A 17,861-nucleotide genomic window follows, 5' to 3' on the forward strand; every position below is an offset into this window, starting at 1 on the left:
ACGCTTTCCAAAAGATTACTATCTTGTTGGTGACCGAAGTATTTGCCCGCGAACAAATGCGAAACGCCAAGCGATACATAGTGAAAAAGATTTTTACATATGGCCTATTGATTTTCGGAGCGACCATCTTGATTGGACTGGTACTGCGGGGAAACGTAGTCCAGGAATCCTTCGAACCGGATAGATGGAAAAATTGGGTGGAGTCCGAATCAGAACCTTCTTTACGCTGGAATATGATGAACAGTCTGCGAGAGAAACACCCGTTAAAAGGAATGACAAAAACTGAAGTCCTTGAGTTATTGGGTGAACCCGAATCTAAGACGGAAAATGAGTTTAACTACTATTTAGGAGCTTCAAAACGGGGAATCAGCACGGGCAGACTTACCATTCTCTTTGATGATAACAACAGAGTCTCCGACTTTTCGGTTTGGGACGGATAAACAGATATTATGGTTTATACAGAAGAAACAAAAGACAATGAGTTGTATGTGTACATGAACGGGAAGCTCATTTACAAAAAATGGCTGAACACAGGGCAATCCAAAATATTTGATGTAATGGCCTACGACAAATACACCCTCAAATCAATACAGGAAAAGGAATAAAATCCACCTCAAAAAACCAACCAACGAAAAACCACATGAATAAAAAGACAACCCCTACTACCAGCATATTACTGTTCATTATAGCAGGTGTGTTCCTATTGAGCTGCCAAGACAACAAACCCCTTACACTTACCATTTACCCCTTGCCCATTGATGCCACTATACAGGGTGATATTCTTAAAGGGCCATCCGTATTGAACGATCCAGATAGATTTGTGTGGGGTGGAAGTGCCCTCAAAGGAGACGATGGAAAATACCACATGCTATACAGTACTTGGGAGTCTGGGGATTCCGTTCCTAAATTCGGGGATTCATGGGTGCTCCATTCCAAAATTGCCTATGCGGTCTCCGACTATCCAGACAGGGATTTTAAATTCCAAAAAATCGTGATGCGCGGAAGGGCCCTTGAAGGCGACTCATTGGCCTGGGACGCTCAAATGGTACACAATCCGCACCTAAAAAGATTCAATGGAACCTATTACCTGTATTATATCGGCTCTAAAGATCCAGGTCCACAGCCACCGGGTTCAAAAGGAGAAAATGTAAACAAGAGAAATAGGGTACAGCAATCCCAAAAAATCGGGGTCATTGCATTTAATAGTTTTGAAGATTTGATATCGGGCAACTTTGAAAGACCGGACCAACCTCTTTTGTCACCGAGAACCCGGGTAAAAAGCAGTGACGTTGTAGACCCTTCCCCAGAAGGTACCCAAGCCAAGCCCGATAATATTATTGTTGTCAATCCAGCCGTGGTCCAACGACCTTCAGATGGAAAATTCCTGTTGTTTTTCAAAGGAAATCTCTATGAACCCCGCTGGAAAGGGGTCCATGGTGTTGCCACCTCCGACTCCCCAATGGGTCCCTTTGTCCCTTCCGATGATTTTGTTTTTGACATTAAGGATAAAAATGGCAAAATAAGCTCTGCGGAGGACCCTTATGTCTGGTATCACCAAAAACATAAAAGGTTTTATGCCGTCTTTAAGGACTTCACCGGAAACATTACGGGCAAAGAACCTGGATTGGCCGTACTTGAATCCTTGGATGGTATGGATTGGACCAAGCCGGAGTCGTCCTTTTTCATGGCCAAGGAAGTCATCTTAAAGAATTCTGACACCATTAAGGTACATCACTTGGAGCGACCACAGCTCCTACTGGATGATATGGGGAACCCGTTGGTCCTGTACGGCGCCTGTTCCCTTATAAACGTGGGGCCAAGACAGGATGGCTCATCGTTCAACGTACAGATTCCCATAAAGACGGATTAACCCCAGAAAATGAAAGATACCTCTAAAATAAGTCTCAAAGATGCCATTTCCATAGGAATTGGCGGAATGGTAGGTGGGGGCATATTTGCCGTATTGGGCTTGGCCGCTTCCTTGGCCAAAGGCGGCACCCCAGTAGCGTTTTTGTTTGCCGGGATTCTAGCCCTCCTTACTTCATACAGCTACGTGAAGCTATCCAAAAAATATCCCGATCGTGGCGGAACCGTAAAATTTATCAACCAAGGGTTCGGGAAAACCATCTTTAGTGGGGCCATAAACAATTTATTATGGGTAAGTTATATTGTAATGCTCTCTTTGTACGCCTCTGCCTTTGGCTCCTACGCACCCAATCTATGGGAAATCACCGCAAACAAAACTGTGGATTTCCATATTTATGCAAGTGCCATCATTCTTTTGGCCACGGGCATCAACTATTATAGTATTGCAGTGGTGGGCAAGATTGAATCCTATGCCGTGATCATTAAACTCATCATTCTTCTTGGATTCATCGGTATTGGGGCCTACGGGCTTATGGGAAACCCCAATCTAGATCAATTGGCCTTGGAAAACTGGGAAACCCCTATAAAATTGTTCGCAGGCGGAATGGTCATTTTTGTGGCGTATGAGGGGTTTGAATTGATTGCGAATGCCGCCCCGGACATAGAAAACCCTGAAAAGAACATCCCAAGAGCCTATTACTTCTCTGTAATTTTTGTGATACTGCTTTATATTGTGATAGCCATGGTCACCGTTGGGTCACTTCCATTTGAACAAATCGCAAAGGCAGAAGACTATGTATTGGCGGAAGCGGCCAAACCCATGCTGGGACAGCTTGGATTCACCATCATCACCATTGCGGCCCTGATTTCCACGTTTTCAGCGATAAACGCCTCATTGTATGGAGGCAGCAAGGTGAATTATGAGATTGCGGAAGATGATGAATTACCCCACCACTTTTTGTCCAAACTCTGGGGGCAGCCCATTGGTCTGTTGATTACCGCAGTGACCACATTGATTCTAGTAAATATTCTTCAACTTGAAAGTATCTCCACTGCCGGTAGTGTAGGGTTCATCCTCATTTTCGGTATTGTGAATTTTGTATGCTTTAAACTGTCCCATGAATTACAGGCCAATAAAGTAATCCCCATATCGGGCTTTGTGCTTTGCCTTGCAGCCTTGATCATTCTCATTCATCAGCAGCTGCAATCCAACCTAACAGGAGTATTGGTTAGCATGGCCATTATTCTATTTTGCCTTTTGGTTGAATGGATCTATAAAAAAAGAAGGGAAGACAACCATTAACACAAGTCGAGTATGGAAAAAATGATAGAAAACATACGACAAGTCTGGCTCGAGTTTCACCAAAACGTAATTGACCATATTCCCAAAGTGGTCCTGGCCATCATAGTGATTATCCTTTTTGCCGTTATAGCCAATATCATTAAAAATCTGTGCATTAAAATTTATAAAAGGGTCTTCAGAAAAAACTATTTGAACATAGAACGCATAATCGCATCAATGTTTTATGTGCTTTTTTTTGCAATTGGTATTTTTTTGGCACTACATATCCTAGGACTTGATAAGCCTCTTGAAAAAATGCTGGCTGGAGCCGGAATTATTGGAATCATTGCTGGGTTTGCACTTAAGGACATTGCTTCCAACATGTTTTCTGGGCTTTTAGTGGATGTCCAGCGCCCCTATAAGGTGGGAGATTGGGTAGAAATAGATGGAAAATACGGTGTGGTCATGGATATCAGTTGGCTCACCACAAAAATCAAAACAGTACCTGGACAAGAGGTTTTCGTTCCCAATCAGATCATCTATAATGGAACCTTTACAAATTTCTCAACCTGGGGCAAAAGACGGATCATTTTAGAAAGCGGTGTTTCTTATGGGGATGATTTGAACCATGTTAGGGCTGTAGCCTTGGACGAAGTAAAAAAAATTGATGAACTACTCCCAGAAGAAGGTATTGATTTCTATTTTACCAAAATAGACAGTTCTACCTACAACTTTATGCTTCGGTATTGGGTAAAGTTTGAATCCAATGATGATTTCTGTAAAGGAATGAGTGATGTCATCATGCGAATAAAAAATCGATTTGAACAAGAGAACATTTCAATAGCCTACCCCGTAACTACTTTGGATTTTGGAGTTAAGGGTGGAGTATCCCTATTTGATAAGGGCATTAATGTAAAGACATAAAAAAAGGTTGCATCTATTAAGATACAACCTTTTTGTTTTGATGTGGGCCCTACTGGATTCGAACCAGTGACCCCCTGCTTGTAAGGCAGGTGCTCTGAACCAACTGAGCTAAGAGCCCCACTCATTTCCCTAATTGGGAGTGCAAATATAGCACCATTTTTTTTATACAAACAAGAATAATCAGAAAAAAAATTACACTACTTCAGCAACTACAAAAGTACTGCCGCCAATAAAGATCAAATCATCCGGTTTAGCACCTAATTTTGCTGCTTTAAGACCTTTTTTTACCGTGCCATACGTATTTCCAAAAATACCTTGTTCGCCGGCAATTTCTTTTAATTGTTCTACTCCCATTCCCCTAGACATGTTGGGTTTCACAAAATAGAAAGTGGCCTCCTTGGGAAATAGAGACAGTGCCCCTTTTACATCCTTATCATTCACAAAGCCAAGGACCAAGTGCAACTTGTTGTATTTCTGCCTCTTCACTTGCCTAACCACCCATTGCAGTCCTTCTTTGTTGTGTGCGGTATCGCAGACCACCAACGGCTTTTCCTGCAAAATTTGCCACCTCCCCATAAGTCCGGTGTTCTTGACAATATTCCTCAGTCCCTCTACTATATTTTTTTCGGATACTTCAAAGCCCATCAAACATCTAATGGTACCGACCACTCCTCTCAAGTTCCGCTTCTGATAATCTCCAAGGAGATCGGTCCCGTAGTCTGGAATATCCATATCATCCGCAAAAGCAATATCCGTACCCAATTGATGTGCTATCAAGGTAAATATGGTCTCGGTTTCGGGTTGCCGCTCACTGATGATCACAGGAACCCCTCTTTTAATGATCCCCGCCTTTTCCAAAGCGATTTTCTCCAACGTATCCCCCAAAATATGGGTATGGTCCAATCCAATATTGGTGATCAACGACACTTCAGGAACAATGATATTGGTGGAATCCAATCGCCCCCCCAAACCGACCTCAATAATGGCAATATCAACCTTCTCATCGGCGAAATAGGTAAAGGCCATCCCCACGGTCATTTCAAAAAATGACAGCTCATGTCCTTCCATATAGACTTTATGGTCTCGTACAAAATCCTTGACAAATTTCTTGCCGACCACTTGGCCATTGATCTTAATGCGCTCTCTAAAATCTTTTAGGTGTGGAGAAGTATAAAGTCCCACCTTATAACCTGCTTCCTGCAATATGGAAGCCAACATATGGCTACTGGAACCTTTTCCATTGGTTCCGGCCACATGGATACTCTTGAATTTTTTCTCAGGGTTTCCCAAAAAGTCCGAAAAATGGATGATGTTATCCATTTTGGCGTTAAGGGCCGAAATTCCCTTCTGCTGGTACATGGGAAGTTGGGAAAACATCCAATCCAGCGTTTCCTTGTAGGTCACTATTGTCCCAGTTTAAAATTGACCACCACAAATCCAATTTGTTGCGATGGGGCATTGGAATCGGTGTTCCATTTATGGAGAAGTGCAGTTCGTCTGGCAGGCTCCAAAAGGCATTGGGCCGTATTCGTGGTTCCTTTTACACCAGGTTCGGCTTTGATTACCTTACCCGTTCTATCGACCGTAATCCTGACTACAACCCTGCCTTCCTCATTACATTCTTGACGCACTTTACCGCTATTGACCAGAGCTCTTCCGTTAAGGCCATATCCACCACCGCCGCTTCCGCTTCCGGGGGCTCCGTAATATGATGTGGCATAAGGATCGCCATCAGGTTGCCCCTTGTCCCCTGTCTTATTATCATCCCCTTCACTTCCAGTGGCAGTACCATCAGACTTACCTATACCACCTATCAAGGCGTCCAGGCTCTTTTTCTTGGCTTCCTGCTCTTGCCTTTTTTGTTCTTCGGCCTCCCTTTTCTCCCTTTCTATCCGTTCCGCTTCGGCTTGGGCCTTTTTGGCGGCTTCATCTGCTTTTCGCTTGACCTCCTGCTGTTGTCTTATCCGTATGGTCTCTTCAGTTTCACTGGTCAGGACCTTCTCCACAGGCTCTTCCTGTACTTCCTGCTCTTGGGGCTGTTGTTGCTGTTGAACAGGCTCTGCAGGTGGTCGTTCCACATTTCTGGGTTCAGAGCGAACCCTTTCCATTGGCTGCACCTGCCCGCTCCCAAAATCCATGGTACCAAAATTCACGGCAATTCCATTTTCAATGGGTGGATCCATATAGGTAAGACCTATGTAAAAAAGCAATAACAGGAATACGCTCAAAATGAGAGTAGTGAGCGTAAAGGATTTTTTCTTGTGTCTCGTATCTAAAAACGGCATTATTTTGGCCGCACCGCCAAGATAACCTTGTAGCTGTTCCTATTGGCAACATCCATAACGTTGACCGCCTCTTTGATGGCAACGCTTTCCTCTGCCCTTAGGATGATTGTCGGCTTTTCTTGACCTTCAAGTGCTTTTTTTAGTTCAATTTCAATGTATTCTTTGTTGATTCTCTCGTTGTTCACAAAATACTCCAGATTCTTATTGATGGTCACCGAGACATTTTGCGTATTGGTGGATTTCCCCTTTGCCTTTGGCAAAAGCAAATCCAAGGCATTGGGTGCATTGGATGTTAGCATGAAGAACACCAATAACAGGAACACAATGTCCGTCATGGATGACATGCTAAACTCCGGGCTTATTTTGTTTCTCCCCTTCAGTTTCATATTGAAATCTTAAATGGGTTCGTTCAACAAATCCAAAAACTCAACGGCAGTAGCTTCCATTTGGTGGACTACTTTATCCGTACGGTTCACAAGGTGGTTGTATCCGATATAGGCTATGATACCCACCACCAATCCGGCCACGGTTGTGGTCATGGCGGTATAAATTCCCGATGCCAGCGAGCCCATCTCGGCCTGTCCACCACTGCTTGCCATTTCATGGAAAGCCAAAATCATACCGATTACGGTTCCCAAAAACCCGATCATTGGTGCAGCACCGGCCACAGTGGCCAAAACACTCACGTTCTTTTCCAGCTTGTACACCTCAAGGGTACCCGCATTCTCAATGGCCGTATTGATATCATCCAAAGGCTTACCAATCCTGGAAACCCCTTTTTCCGTCAACCGGGCCACTGGCGAGTCTGTTTGTGCACATAGAAGTTTGGCCGCATCCACTTTCCCATTCATGATGTGGTCACGAATCTGGTTCATAAAGTTCTTATCGATTTTGGACGCCGCCTTTATGGCAAAAATCCGTTCAAAATAGATGTACAGTGCGACAAATAGAAGTATGAACAGCACTATGATGATCACAATGCTCCCTGTACCTCCGTTAACAATCAAATCGATGACGGAAAGGGTCTTTTCTTCCGAAATTGAAGCAGTCGCTTCAGCCCCTTCCGCTAAATCTTGAAAAATAATCATATAAAATCCCCAATTTAAGTTGCAATAATAACGGAGATTTTCGAGCTAAAGTATTTTTCTAGAACAAATTTCGCATCAACATGTAGCATATAGCCCCTCCTATAAATCCAAGGAGCGCCAACCACGAAATCTTTTTCAAATACCAAAAGAAGTCTATTTTCTCCATTCCCATGGCCACAACACCAGCCGCAGAACCTATGATAAGCATACTTCCTCCGGTTCCTGCGGAATAGGCAATGAAGTGCCACAACTGATCGTTCGTTGGCTCAGAGAACATTCCTAAACTAGCTGCCACCAAGGGCACGTTATCTATAACAGCAGAACCGATACCCAACAAAAGTATCACCAAATCAGAAACTTTGGTTCCTGCCATTTCAGTACCCATCAAAGGCATTCCCTGCTTCAAACCTTCGGCGAAGTTGAACAACATCCCCAAAGACTCCAATGCTGCAACGGCCATCAAGATTCCCAAGAAAAACAGGATACTGGGCAATTCGATCTTGGTAAGGGCACTGTGCACCGGACTATGGTGCGATGCCGCATCACTTTCCCCATCCACGTTTGAAATGGAAAACTTGGAACTACTGTAGATTTCAGCAAACGTAGCCACTATAGCCAAGGACAACATCATCCCCACATAAGGAGGCAAATGGGTAATGGTCTTAAAAATGGGCACAAAAATTATCGCTCCCAATCCCAAATACAGCATAGTGGCTCCAAACTTGGACTTGGAAGGTTCTTCATCCTCAACATCGATCTCACCTTTGAACACAGGAAGGAACGAGGCGATCAACGATGGAATGACCATACAAACCAAGGAAGGCACCAACAGATGTTCTATCAAAAGTGCCGTGGTAACTTTATTTCCGATCCACAGCATGGTAGTGGTAACGTCCCCAATAGGAGACCAAGCCCCACCAGCGTTGGCCGCAATTACAATCAAACCTGCAAACCACAGTCTTGTGTCCCTATCCTTGATGATTTTCTGAAGGATGGATATCAATACGATTGTTGCGGTAAGGTTATCAATGATTGCAGAAAGAATAAAAGCCAAGAAAGAGAAAATCCAAAGGATCTTCTTTTTGCTCCTAGTTTTGATGAAGGTTTTAATCGTGGCAAACCCGTCGAAATAATCAATGATCTCCACAATGGTCATCGCTCCCAACAGAAAGACCAAAATCTCCGAGGTCTTCCCTAAGTGATGCAATAAGGTTTCTTCCAAAAGATGCAGTTTCTCTTCATGCCCAAACGCGGCAAAGTTTTCCAACAAAGCATGTTCCCCGGAATCAAACCAGGTGGTAAAACCGTCCAGGCCAAAGGTCATGAGCGCCCACATAATGGCCATCATTGCCAATGCGGGAATAAGTTTATCTATCTTTAAATTATGCTCAAGGGTAATGGCCAAATATCCAACGACAAAAATGACTACTAAAAGGGTCTCCATATAAAGTTTGGTTTAATTAAGGTATTTATTTTTTGAAGTAGTTCTCAACTGCGCTAAAGATATTCAAAATGACTTTTTTGGCATAATCTTCTTCCAATAAATTATTGTGAAATCAGTAAAAACCATTCCCTAAAAAAAGCATAAAACCTTATATCTTTCTCATTTTACATCTATTTTTCGTGAAAATTTTCCAACATAAAGCTATATTTACATACTCTTTTTGACTATTTATCATTTTTATGGACTTTACACTTTCCGAAGAACAATTGATGATTCAACAAGCCGCAAAGGATTTTGCGCAAAACGAACTCTTACCGGGCGTGATCGAACGTGATGAAACCCAGAAATTTCCCTCTGAATTATGCAGAAAAATGGGAGAATTGGGCTTTTTGGGCATGATGGTCAACGAACAATACGGCGGTAGCGGATTGGACACCCTGTCCTATGTTCTCGCCATGGAGGAACTTTCCAAGGTGGATGCCTCTGCCTCCGTAATGGTTTCGGTCAACAATTCCTTGGTGTGTTGGGGACTGGAAAACTTTGGGACGGAAGCCCAAAAGCAAAAATACCTTACACGGCTGGCTTCAGGAGAAATCATCGGCGCCTTTTGCCTTTCCGAACCAGAGGCCGGAAGCGATGCCACTTCGCAAAAAACCACGGCCATTGACAAAGGCGACCATTACCTCCTCAATGGCACAAAAAATTGGATTACCAACGGAGGTTCGGCAGAAGTATACCTCGTAATTGCCCAGACCCATGTGGAAAAAGGCCACAAGGGAATCAATGCCCTTATTGTTGAAAAAGACATGAAAGGTTTTGAAATAGGTCCAAAGGAAAACAAGCTTGGCATAAGGGGTAGCGACACCCATTCCCTACTCTTCAACGATGTAAAAGTACCCAAGGAAAATCGTATCGGCGAAGACGGTTTTGGGTTCAAATTTGCCATGAAAACCTTGGCGGGTGGGCGAATTGGAATAGCGGCCCAAGCCTTGGGGATTGCTGCCGGCGCTTACGAACTGGCCTTGAAATACTCCAAAGAACGAAAAGCATTTGGAACAGAAATCTCCAACCATCAGGCCATTGCTTTTAAGCTCGCGGATATGCACACCAAAATCCAAGCGGCCCGAAATTTGGTCTACCAAGCCGCCTTCGACAAGGATACCGGAAAGGACTATACCCTTTCTGGAGCCATGGCCAAATTATATGCCTCCGAAGTGGCTATGGAAACAGCCATTGAGGCCGTCCAAATTCATGGCGGAAATGGCTTTGTAAAAGAGTATCATGTGGAGCGTTTTATGCGTGATGCCAAAATCACCCAGATTTACGAAGGGACCTCCGAAATTCAAAAAATCGTCATTTCCCGAAGCATCCTTAAAGACTAAAAATGCGATTTCACCGGACACCCCCTAAAAAATAGGGGGTACTCGATAAAATATTGTAAAATATCTACAACCACCTCTATTTACGTATAGTTGAACACAGGTTTTTACATATAAAAAAGAGTTTACCCTTATTATTTATAGGTATCCCCTTTTCAGAAAATTGATATTGTGATTATCATAATTTAACATTGCCTAAATTCCAAAATTGAATTTTTTTTAACCTTTGAACCGTAACGTTGGTTTTTTAGCCGACATTGTCTCGAAACCCTATTATTTATTCATCATATTTGATATTTTTGAGGAAATTCCGTAATGATGAAATTGGAGAGACAAGGTTTATATTTACCCGAGTTTGAACATGATAACTGTGGCGCAGGTTTTATCTGTAGCCTTAAAGGAAGAAAATCCAACGATATAATCCACAAAGCCCTAGAGATTCTGGACAAACTGGAACACCGGGGAGCAGTAAGTGCCGATGGCAAAACTGGGGATGGCGCTGGGATTCTGATTGATATTCCACATGACTTTTTTGTAGAAGTGTGCAAATTCCCCTTGCCGGAAGCGGGAGCCTATGCCGTAGGCAATGTGTTCCTTCCCCAGAAGGAAAACCAAAGGGATTTCTGCATTTCCGTTCTTGAAGAGAATATTGAAAAACAAGGGTTAAAGTTATTGGGCTGGCGTGATGTCCCCGTGAATCGTTCCGTACCCGGACGTATTGCTTCGGAAACCGAGCCTTTTGTAAAGCAGGTTTTTATCGATAAAGGAGAGGATCTGGATGATTTCCAGTTCAATTTGAAACTCTTTATTGCACGTAAGGTCACCGAGCATGCGGTCATTAAAAGCAAATTGTCCCAAAGCCAGTTCTTTTATCTACCCAGTCTTTCCACCAAGATCATTATTTTCAAGGGATTATTGGTCCCTAAGGATATCAGCAGATACTACGAAGACCTATTGGACCCAAGAGTGGTCACCAGACTATCCTTGGTCCACCAACGATTTTCAACCAACACTTTCCCCACTTGGGATTTGGCCCAGCCATTCCGATACATGTGCCATAACGGGGAAATAAACACCTTGCGCGGAAACGTTTCCCGTATGCGTTCCCGTGAAGAGTTGATGGAAAGTGATTGGTTTGGCGAGGATATAAAAACAATATTACCAATTGTATTGCCCGGAAAATCAGATTCGGCAAGCATGGACATGGTCGTGGAACTTCTGTTGATGACGGGTCGTTCCCTTCCTGAGGTAATGATGATGCTCGTTCCCGAAGCTTGGGAAAAGAACGCAGATATGTCAGAATCCAAAAAGGCATTCTACGAATACAATTCCTGTTTGATGGAACCTTGGGACGGCCCCGCCTCCATCCCTTTTACCGACGGAAACTATATTGGTGCCGTATTGGACAGGAACGGACTTCGCCCATCAAGATATTCCGTGACCAAGCAAGGCTACGTGATCATGTCCTCTGAAACCGGTGTTGTGGGATTGGAACCTGAAGATATTGAATTCCACGGAAGATTGGAACCCGGAAAAATGTTCTTGGTGAACATGGAAGAAGGACGCATCATCAATGATGAGGAAATCAAGGAATCCATTGCCAAAAAACATCCCTACAAAAAATGGTTGGACAATAATCTGGTACATTTAAAGGACATCCCTTATAATGACTGTCCCGTTTTCTTTGGGGAATTTCCTTTGGAAACCCGAAGAACCGCCTTTGGATATACCTTGGAGGACATCAACACCATTATCATGCCCATGGCTGAAAATGGCAAGGAGCCCATCGGTTCCATGGGGTCGGATACGCCTATTGCAGTACTGTCCGAACGTCCCCAATTGATCTACAACTATTTTAAGCAGTTGTTCGCCCAGGTTACCAACCCACCTTTGGATGGGATTCGTGAAGAACTCATTACCGATATCAGCTTAACCCTGGGGAGTGACCAAAATATTTTCAACATCAATGAGCTGCACTGCAGAAAATTGAAAATCCAAAACCCGGTGATTTCCAAAGAGGATTTGGATAAAATCAAAAATTACGATTCCAGCCCAGATTACAAGGTGGTGTCCATTTCCGCTTTATATGAAGTGGCCAAAGGCCATAACGGATTGGAAGAAGCATTGGATTCCATCTTGCAACAAGCTTTTAACGCCATTGACGAGGGTGCCAACATCATCATCCTTTCCGATAGAATGGTAAGTGCTGAAATGGCTGCCATTCCTGCGCTATTGGCCTGTTCCTATGTAAACAGCGGTCTTCAGAAAATGGGCCGTCGCTCCAAACTGAGCATTATCGTGGAATCTGCAGAACCAAGGGAGGTACACCATTTTGCACTCCTTTTCGGTTTTGGCGCAAGTGCCATCAACCCTTATTTGGTCAACGAGATCATTGGGGAACAGATGAAAGAGAACAACATTACGGAATACACCTTTGATGAAGCCATAAAAAATTACAACAAGGCCATTGGCAAGGGCATCTTGAAGGTGATGAACAAAATTGGGATTTCCACCTTGAACTCGTACAGGGGATCCCAGCTATTCGAATGCATTGGTATCAACACCAAGGTTGTGGACAAATACTTTCCCAATACACCAACGCGTATTCAGGGAATTGGCTTGTACGAAATAGAGAAGGAAATAGCCAAACGCCACAAAAAGGCATTCAGGACACAGGAATTAGCGGCCAATCTGGATATTGAGATTGGTGGTGAGTACCGCTGGAGAAGAAATGGCGAAAAGCACATGTTCAATCCATTGACGATTGCCAAGCTTCAAAAGTCGGTACGCAATAACGAGCCGGATACTTATAAAGAGTACTCCCAATTGGTCAATGAGCAATCCAAAAACCTAATGACCATCCGTGGACTGTTTGAATTTTCAAACTATGACCCCATTCCAATTGAAGAAGTTGAGCCTTGGACCGAGATTGTAAAGCGGTTCAAGACTGGGGCCATGTCCTACGGAAGTATCAGCAAGGAGGCCCATGAAAATCTTGCGATTGCCATGAACCGTATTGGAGGTAAGAGTAATTCAGGTGAAGGTGGAGAGGATTCGGCTCGTTTTTATAAAAATCAAACCGGCGATTGGAAAAACAGTGCCATCAAGCAGGTGGCTTCGGGTAGGTTTGGCGTAACTTCCAACTACCTGACCAGTGCGCAGGAAATTCAAATTAAAATGGCGCAGGGTGCCAAGCCAGGTGAAGGAGGACAACTCCCCGGCCCAAAAGTGAACCCCGCCATTGCCAAAACAAGAAATTCAACTCCTTATGTGGGATTGATTTCACCACCGCCCCACCACGACATTTATTCCATTGAGGATTTGTCGCAATTGATTTATGACCTGAAATCGGCCAACCGAGATGCAAGAGTCAACGTAAAACTGGTTTCAGAAGTAGGAGTGGGTACGGTAGCTGCTGGGGTTTCCAAAGCCAAAGCCGATGTAATCCTTGTTTCAGGTTTTGATGGTGGTACGGGAGCTTCTCCCCTAACCTCTTTGAAGCATGCCGGACTTCCTTGGGAGTTGGGTATTGCCGAAGCACAGCAAACCTTGGTACTCAATGACTTGAGAAACCGCGTCGTTCTGGAGTGTGATGGACAATTGAAAACCGGAAGGGATGTGGCCATTGCCTGTCTTTTGGGAGCCGAGGAATTCGGATTCGCCACGGCACCTTTGGTAGCTTCAGGTTGTATCATGATGCGTGTTTGCCATTTGAACACCTGCCCTGTGGGGATTGCCACCCAAAATCCGGAATTGCGCAAAAAGTTCCAAGGTAAGCCAGAACATGTGGTCAACTATATGTACTTCGTGGCACAAGAACTCAGGGAAATCATGGCCAAGCTTGGCTTCCGAACCGTAAATGAAATGGTGGGCCAAGTACAAAAGCTGGACAGGAACAAGGCCATTGACCATTATAAGGCCGCAGGAATTGATTTGAGCCCTATCCTGTACCAAATAGACGTACCGGAAGGGACCAAACTATACAATACCGAAAAACAGCACCACGATATTGACAAGTCCATAGAGTTTGATATCATCGCACAAGCACACCCTGCTTTGTTCAGAAAGGAGAAAACTTCATTGGACTTCCCTATCTACAATACCGATAGGGCCGTGGGTGCTATCATCAGTAATGAAATCTCCAAGATTTATGGCGCGGATGGTCTACCAGACAATACGTTAAGACTGAACTTTACCGGTTCTGCCGGACAAAGTTTTGGAGCGTTTGCCACCAAGGGATTGACCATGGTCGTAAATGGAAATACCAACGATTATTTGGGCAAGGGTCTCTCTGGCGCCAAATTGATCATAAAAGTACCATACAAGTCTACTCTAAAACCGGAAGATAACATCATCACTGGAAACGTGACCCTATACGGTGCCACTTCCGGGGAGGCGTATATCAACGGGAAGGCCGGGGAACGTTTTTGTGTAAGAAATTCAGGAGCCAAGGCAGTGGTAGAAGGTATCGGTGACCATGGCTGTGAATACATGACCGGTGGTGTCGCTGTGATTTTGGGATCGGTTGGCAGAAACTTTGGAGCAGGGATGAGTGGAGGAATCGCCTACGTGTACAATGCAGATGGAGCTTTTGAAAGAAAATGCAATGGTGAGGACTTAAATCTACTTCCCGTGGAAGAGGACAACGACATTAAACAACTTAGGGAGTTGATTGAAAACCACTATAACGCCACCTTGAGCCCATTGGCCCAAAGGATTTTGGAGAAGTGGGAAGAAAACCTTCCCAAGTTCATCAAAGTATTCCCTGAAGAATACAGACAAGCACTCATTCGTTTGGAACAAGAAAAAATGGAAACCTTATAATTTGAGATATGGGAAAGACTACAGGATTTATGGAATTTGACAGAAAGGATGAAGGTTATGCCCCTGTCAAAGAACGCATCAAGAACTATAAGGAATTTACCAACCCGTTAAAAGAGGCCGAACTTAAAAACCAAGGTGCCCGCTGTATGGATTGCGGTATTCCGTTCTGCCATAGCGGATGCCCCCTTGGAAACCTGATTCCTGATTTCAACGATGCCGTGTATCAAGGAAAATGGGAGAAGGCGACCAAAATACTGCATTCAACCAATAATTTTCCGGAATTCACAGGCAGATTGTGTCCTGCTCCATGTGAGGAAGCATGTGTATTGGGTATCAACGAAGACCCTGTTTCCATAGAAAATATTGAAAAGAATATTGTGGAGACTGCTTTTAAGAATGGATGGATCACCCCCGAACCTCCCCTTAAAAGAACTGAAAAAACCGTTGCCGTGATAGGCTCTGGCCCTGCAGGACTTGCCGCCGCCCAGCAATTGAACCGTGCCGGACATACCGTGACCGTTTTTGAACGCGATGAGAAAGTTGGAGGATTATTACGATATGGTATCCCTGATTTTAAAATGGAGAAGAATGTCATTGACAGACGTTTGGAGGTCATGGAAAAAGAAGGCATTCAATTCAAGACGGGTGTACACGTAGGCGTTGATGTTTCTGCGGAAGAACTCAAAAATGAGTTTGATGCCATTGTACTCTGTGGAGGCGCAACGGTACGAAGAAATCTTCCTATTCCAGGTTCAGATTTGAAAGGTGTGGTACAGGCCATGGATTTTCTTCCCCAGAACAATAGAAAGGTTGATGGCATCCCGTTCAAAGGGGAAGACCTTTCTGCCAAAGGAAAGAAAGTCATCGTTATTGGTGGAGGGGATACTGGTTCGGACTGTATTGGAACTTCCATACGCCATGGGGCTACTTCTGTGGTGAATTTTGAGATTATGCCAAAAGGTACGCCCGATCGTCCAGAAGGACAGCCTTGGCCATTTTGGCCCATGCGTTTGCGAACCAGCACATCACACAAAGAAGGAGCGGAACGTGTTTTTAGCATTTCCACCAAAAAATTTGTCGGTGACGACAAAGGCAATCTAAAAGGCTTGGTAACCACTGAAGTTGTCTGGGAAACTGCTCCCGGAAAACGCCCTGTATTAAAAGAGGTGGAGGGCACTGAAAAAGAATGGGAATGTGATTTGGTCCTTTTAGCCTTAGGGTTCACAGGCTCCGAAACCACTATTGCCGACCAATTGGGTCTTGAAATGGATCCACAGACCAATATCAATGCTTCGGCGGTCAATTATAAAACCAATGTCCCAGGCGTATTTGCAGCTGGTGATCAGAGAAGGGGACAATCCCTGATTGTTTGGGCCATATCCGAAGGTAGACAGGCAGCACACCACGTAGATACTTATTTAATGGGACAATCAAATCTTCCTTTAAAAGGAGAAGGCGACCTGCCTAGGGTTTGATATAACAAGTAAATACCCAACCAAACCATTTTTATGTAAACTCCCTGAGAATTGATTTCTCAGGGAGTTTACTTTTTTAGGATAATCCAATATATATCGATTACACATACATTCCCCCCAGATATACATCTCAAAAGCAACAGTAAAAAAACATTCTTATCTTTAGTGTAGTCCCTTCCAGCCAAAATTCAACCACTCTCAGGGCATGACCTTACCTTTTGCCATGGTATTTGTAGAAACCTAAAAAATACCAATCATGAGAACCTCGTTTACATTGCTCGTTATTTTAATCAGCATCCTTGCTTGTAAAAATCAAGAAAAGAAAGAAACCTCCGAACAGGAAGGAATGGCTTCGGTGGTATCGCCTATCCAAAAAGGCGAAGTACATGTCCTTACCCAAAGTATGGAGTTTATTGCAGCTGACACCTTGATGTCCGGCTGGAATACCTTTGTATATGACAACAGGTCCACTGAAGTACACTTTATGTTGCTTGACCGGTATCCAGAAGGAAAGACCATTGCGGATACCAAAGCAGAGGTACTCCCTCCCTTTGATGAAGGCATGAAACTTATTATGGAAGGGGATATGGACAATGCCGTAGCGGCTTTTGGCAAACTACCGGAGTGGTTTCATCAGATAAAGTTCTGTGGTGGCACAGGATTTATATCACCCAAGCACATTGCCCGTAGTACCGTATATCTCGAACCCGGCCGTTATGTCATGGAATGTTACGTTAAAATGTTCAATGGGGAATGGCACACGTCCCATGGCATGATAAAGGAATTCATGGTAACAGACAAAGCCACAACGTTATCACAACCTACTCCCACGGCTACCATAGATATCTCCAGCACCAATGGCATTATCCTTAAAGACAGTCTATCTGCAGGAAAACAGATTATTCAGACCAATTTTCTAGACCAAAAAGCCTATGAACATTTTGTGGGACATGATATAAATTTGGTGAAATATGAAACCAACGCTTCCATGGATTCCTTGCTTTTGTGGATGAACTGGATGCATCCAAGAGGATTGCGTTCTCCTTCTCCGGAAGGCTTTACCTTTATAGGAGGCATGAACAATTTATCAGCAGGGGATAAAGGTTATTTTGAGGCAGATTTAGTGCCTGGCAATTATGTACTTATATCCGAAGTACCCGAAGCCGATACGAAAAAGTTGATGCATACCTTTTCCATCGAATAACAACAACTATAAATTTTCAGGAACAAAAAAGCCCGATACGTTATGTATCGGGCTTTGAGGAAGGCGGCGACCTACTCTCCCACCTGGTGT

14 protein-coding genes and 1 tRNA gene are annotated in these 17,861 nt (G+C 43.9%); 9 read left to right on the top strand and 6 right to left on the bottom strand.

Annotated elements, in window-relative coordinates; translation table 11 throughout:
• Window positions 1-80 precede the first annotated feature (80 nt).
• From F8C76_RS09320 to F8C76_RS09335, 5 genes are read left to right on the top strand one after another with little or no spacing between them, the layout of a single operon-like run.
• Entirely contained in the window at window positions 81-440 is a 360-nt protein-coding gene (locus tag F8C76_RS09320; RefSeq protein ID WP_249042378.1) for an outer membrane protein assembly factor BamE, read from the top strand.
• Window positions 441-449: 9 nt separating this feature from the next.
• Window positions 450-605 carry a hypothetical protein gene (locus tag F8C76_RS18720; RefSeq protein ID WP_165357280.1) on the top strand — a complete coding sequence of 52 codons (156 nt, stop codon included), beginning with the start codon at window positions 450-452 and terminating at the stop codon, window positions 603-605.
• 35 nt (window positions 606-640) lie between these two features.
• The gene (locus F8C76_RS09325; RefSeq protein WP_211372132.1) at window positions 641-1,870 is read left to right on the top strand and encodes a glycoside hydrolase family protein; all 1,230 of its coding nucleotides are present in this window, start codon (window positions 641-643) and stop codon (window positions 1,868-1,870) included.
• A 9-nt stretch (window positions 1,871-1,879) separates the two neighbouring features.
• On the top strand, window positions 1,880-3,169 hold the full coding sequence (locus tag F8C76_RS09330; RefSeq protein WP_152131404.1) for an APC family permease: 1,290 nt from the start codon (window positions 1,880-1,882) through the stop codon (window positions 3,167-3,169).
• Window positions 3,170-3,181: 12 nt separating this feature from the next.
• Window positions 3,182-4,072: a mechanosensitive ion channel family protein gene (locus F8C76_RS09335; RefSeq protein ID WP_152131405.1), complete on the top strand. Its 891-nt coding sequence runs from the start codon at window positions 3,182-3,184 to the stop codon at window positions 4,070-4,072.
• A gap of 43 nt (window positions 4,073-4,115) precedes the next feature.
• Here F8C76_RS09335 and F8C76_RS09340 read toward each other — a convergent pair.
• The 6 genes from F8C76_RS09340 to nhaD all read right to left on the bottom strand — a co-directional run bounded on the left by F8C76_RS09340 (window position 4,116) and on the right by nhaD (window position 8,889).
• Window positions 4,116-4,190, bottom strand: a tRNA-Val gene (locus tag F8C76_RS09340).
• A 74-nt stretch (window positions 4,191-4,264) separates the two neighbouring features.
• The gene (locus tag F8C76_RS09345) at window positions 4,265-5,476 is read right to left on the bottom strand and encodes a bifunctional folylpolyglutamate synthase/dihydrofolate synthase (RefSeq protein WP_152131406.1); all 1,212 of its coding nucleotides are present in this window, start codon (window positions 5,474-5,476) and stop codon (window positions 4,265-4,267) included.
• Window positions 5,476-6,357: an energy transducer TonB gene (locus F8C76_RS09350; RefSeq protein ID WP_152131407.1), complete on the bottom strand. Its 882-nt coding sequence runs from the start codon at window positions 6,355-6,357 to the stop codon at window positions 5,476-5,478. The genes F8C76_RS09345 and F8C76_RS09350 overlap by 1 nt, the downstream gene beginning before the upstream one ends.
• On the bottom strand, window positions 6,357-6,743 hold the full coding sequence (locus tag F8C76_RS09355) for an ExbD/TolR family protein (protein ID WP_116218663.1): 387 nt from the start codon (window positions 6,741-6,743) through the stop codon (window positions 6,357-6,359). Before F8C76_RS09355 ends, F8C76_RS09350 begins: the two co-directional genes overlap by 1 nt.
• Window positions 6,744-6,752: 9 nt before the next feature.
• Window positions 6,753-7,445: a MotA/TolQ/ExbB proton channel family protein gene (locus tag F8C76_RS09360; protein ID WP_129653311.1), complete on the bottom strand. Its 693-nt coding sequence runs from the start codon at window positions 7,443-7,445 to the stop codon at window positions 6,753-6,755.
• Between the two features lie 58 nt (window positions 7,446-7,503).
• Complete coding sequence (gene nhaD / locus F8C76_RS09365) at window positions 7,504-8,889, bottom strand: sodium:proton antiporter NhaD (RefSeq protein ID WP_152131408.1); 1,386 nt, start codon at window positions 8,887-8,889, stop codon at window positions 7,504-7,506.
• Between the two features lie 239 nt (window positions 8,890-9,128).
• On the opposite strand from nhaD, the gene F8C76_RS09370 reads away from it, so the two are divergent.
• From F8C76_RS09370 to F8C76_RS09385, 4 genes are all read left to right on the top strand, one after another.
• On the top strand, window positions 9,129-10,271 hold the full coding sequence (locus F8C76_RS09370; protein ID WP_152131409.1) for an acyl-CoA dehydrogenase: 1,143 nt from the start codon (window positions 9,129-9,131) through the stop codon (window positions 10,269-10,271).
• A gap of 315 nt (window positions 10,272-10,586) precedes the next feature.
• Window positions 10,587-15,092: a glutamate synthase large subunit gene (gene gltB / locus F8C76_RS09375; protein ID WP_152131510.1), complete on the top strand. Its 4,506-nt coding sequence runs from the start codon at window positions 10,587-10,589 to the stop codon at window positions 15,090-15,092.
• 8 nt (window positions 15,093-15,100) lie between these two features.
• Complete coding sequence (locus tag F8C76_RS09380) at window positions 15,101-16,567, top strand: glutamate synthase subunit beta (RefSeq protein ID WP_152131410.1); 1,467 nt, start codon at window positions 15,101-15,103, stop codon at window positions 16,565-16,567.
• A 256-nt stretch (window positions 16,568-16,823) separates the two neighbouring features.
• Window positions 16,824-17,771, top strand: a complete 948-nt coding sequence (locus F8C76_RS09385) for a hypothetical protein (protein ID WP_152131411.1) — start codon at window positions 16,824-16,826, stop codon at window positions 17,769-17,771.
• Window positions 17,772-17,861: the final 90 nt, after the last annotated feature.

This window comes from Flagellimonas olearia (assembly GCF_009184425.1).
In the GTDB taxonomy this organism is placed as follows: Bacteria; Bacteroidota; Bacteroidia; order Flavobacteriales; family Flavobacteriaceae; genus Flagellimonas; species Flagellimonas olearia.

Excerpts from the sequence above, each read along its gene's own strand:
- F8C76_RS18720 (WP_165357280.1), top strand. The coding sequence starts at position 450 with ATGGTTTATACAGAAGAAACAAAAGACAATGAGTTGTATGTGTACATG.
- F8C76_RS09325 (WP_211372132.1), top strand. The coding sequence starts at position 641 with ATGAATAAAAAGACAACCCCTACTACCAGCATATTACTGTTCATTATA.
- F8C76_RS09330 (WP_152131404.1), top strand. The coding sequence starts at position 1,880 with ATGAAAGATACCTCTAAAATAAGTCTCAAAGATGCCATTTCCATAGGA.
- F8C76_RS09335 (WP_152131405.1), top strand. The coding sequence starts at position 3,182 with ATGGAAAAAATGATAGAAAACATACGACAAGTCTGGCTCGAGTTTCAC.
- F8C76_RS09350 (WP_152131407.1), bottom strand. The coding sequence starts at position 6,357 with ATGCCGTTTTTAGATACGAGACACAAGAAAAAATCCTTTACGCTCACT.
- F8C76_RS09355 (WP_116218663.1), bottom strand. The coding sequence starts at position 6,743 with ATGAAACTGAAGGGGAGAAACAAAATAAGCCCGGAGTTTAGCATGTCA.
- F8C76_RS09360 (WP_129653311.1), bottom strand. The coding sequence starts at position 7,445 with ATGATTATTTTTCAAGATTTAGCGGAAGGGGCTGAAGCGACTGCTTCA.
- nhaD (WP_152131408.1), bottom strand. The coding sequence starts at position 8,889 with ATGGAGACCCTTTTAGTAGTCATTTTTGTCGTTGGATATTTGGCCATT.
- F8C76_RS09370 (WP_152131409.1), top strand. The coding sequence starts at position 9,129 with ATGGACTTTACACTTTCCGAAGAACAATTGATGATTCAACAAGCCGCA.
- gltB (WP_152131510.1), top strand. The coding sequence starts at position 10,587 with ATGAAATTGGAGAGACAAGGTTTATATTTACCCGAGTTTGAACATGAT.
- F8C76_RS09380 (WP_152131410.1), top strand. The coding sequence starts at position 15,101 with ATGGGAAAGACTACAGGATTTATGGAATTTGACAGAAAGGATGAAGGT.
- F8C76_RS09385 (WP_152131411.1), top strand. The coding sequence starts at position 16,824 with ATGAGAACCTCGTTTACATTGCTCGTTATTTTAATCAGCATCCTTGCT.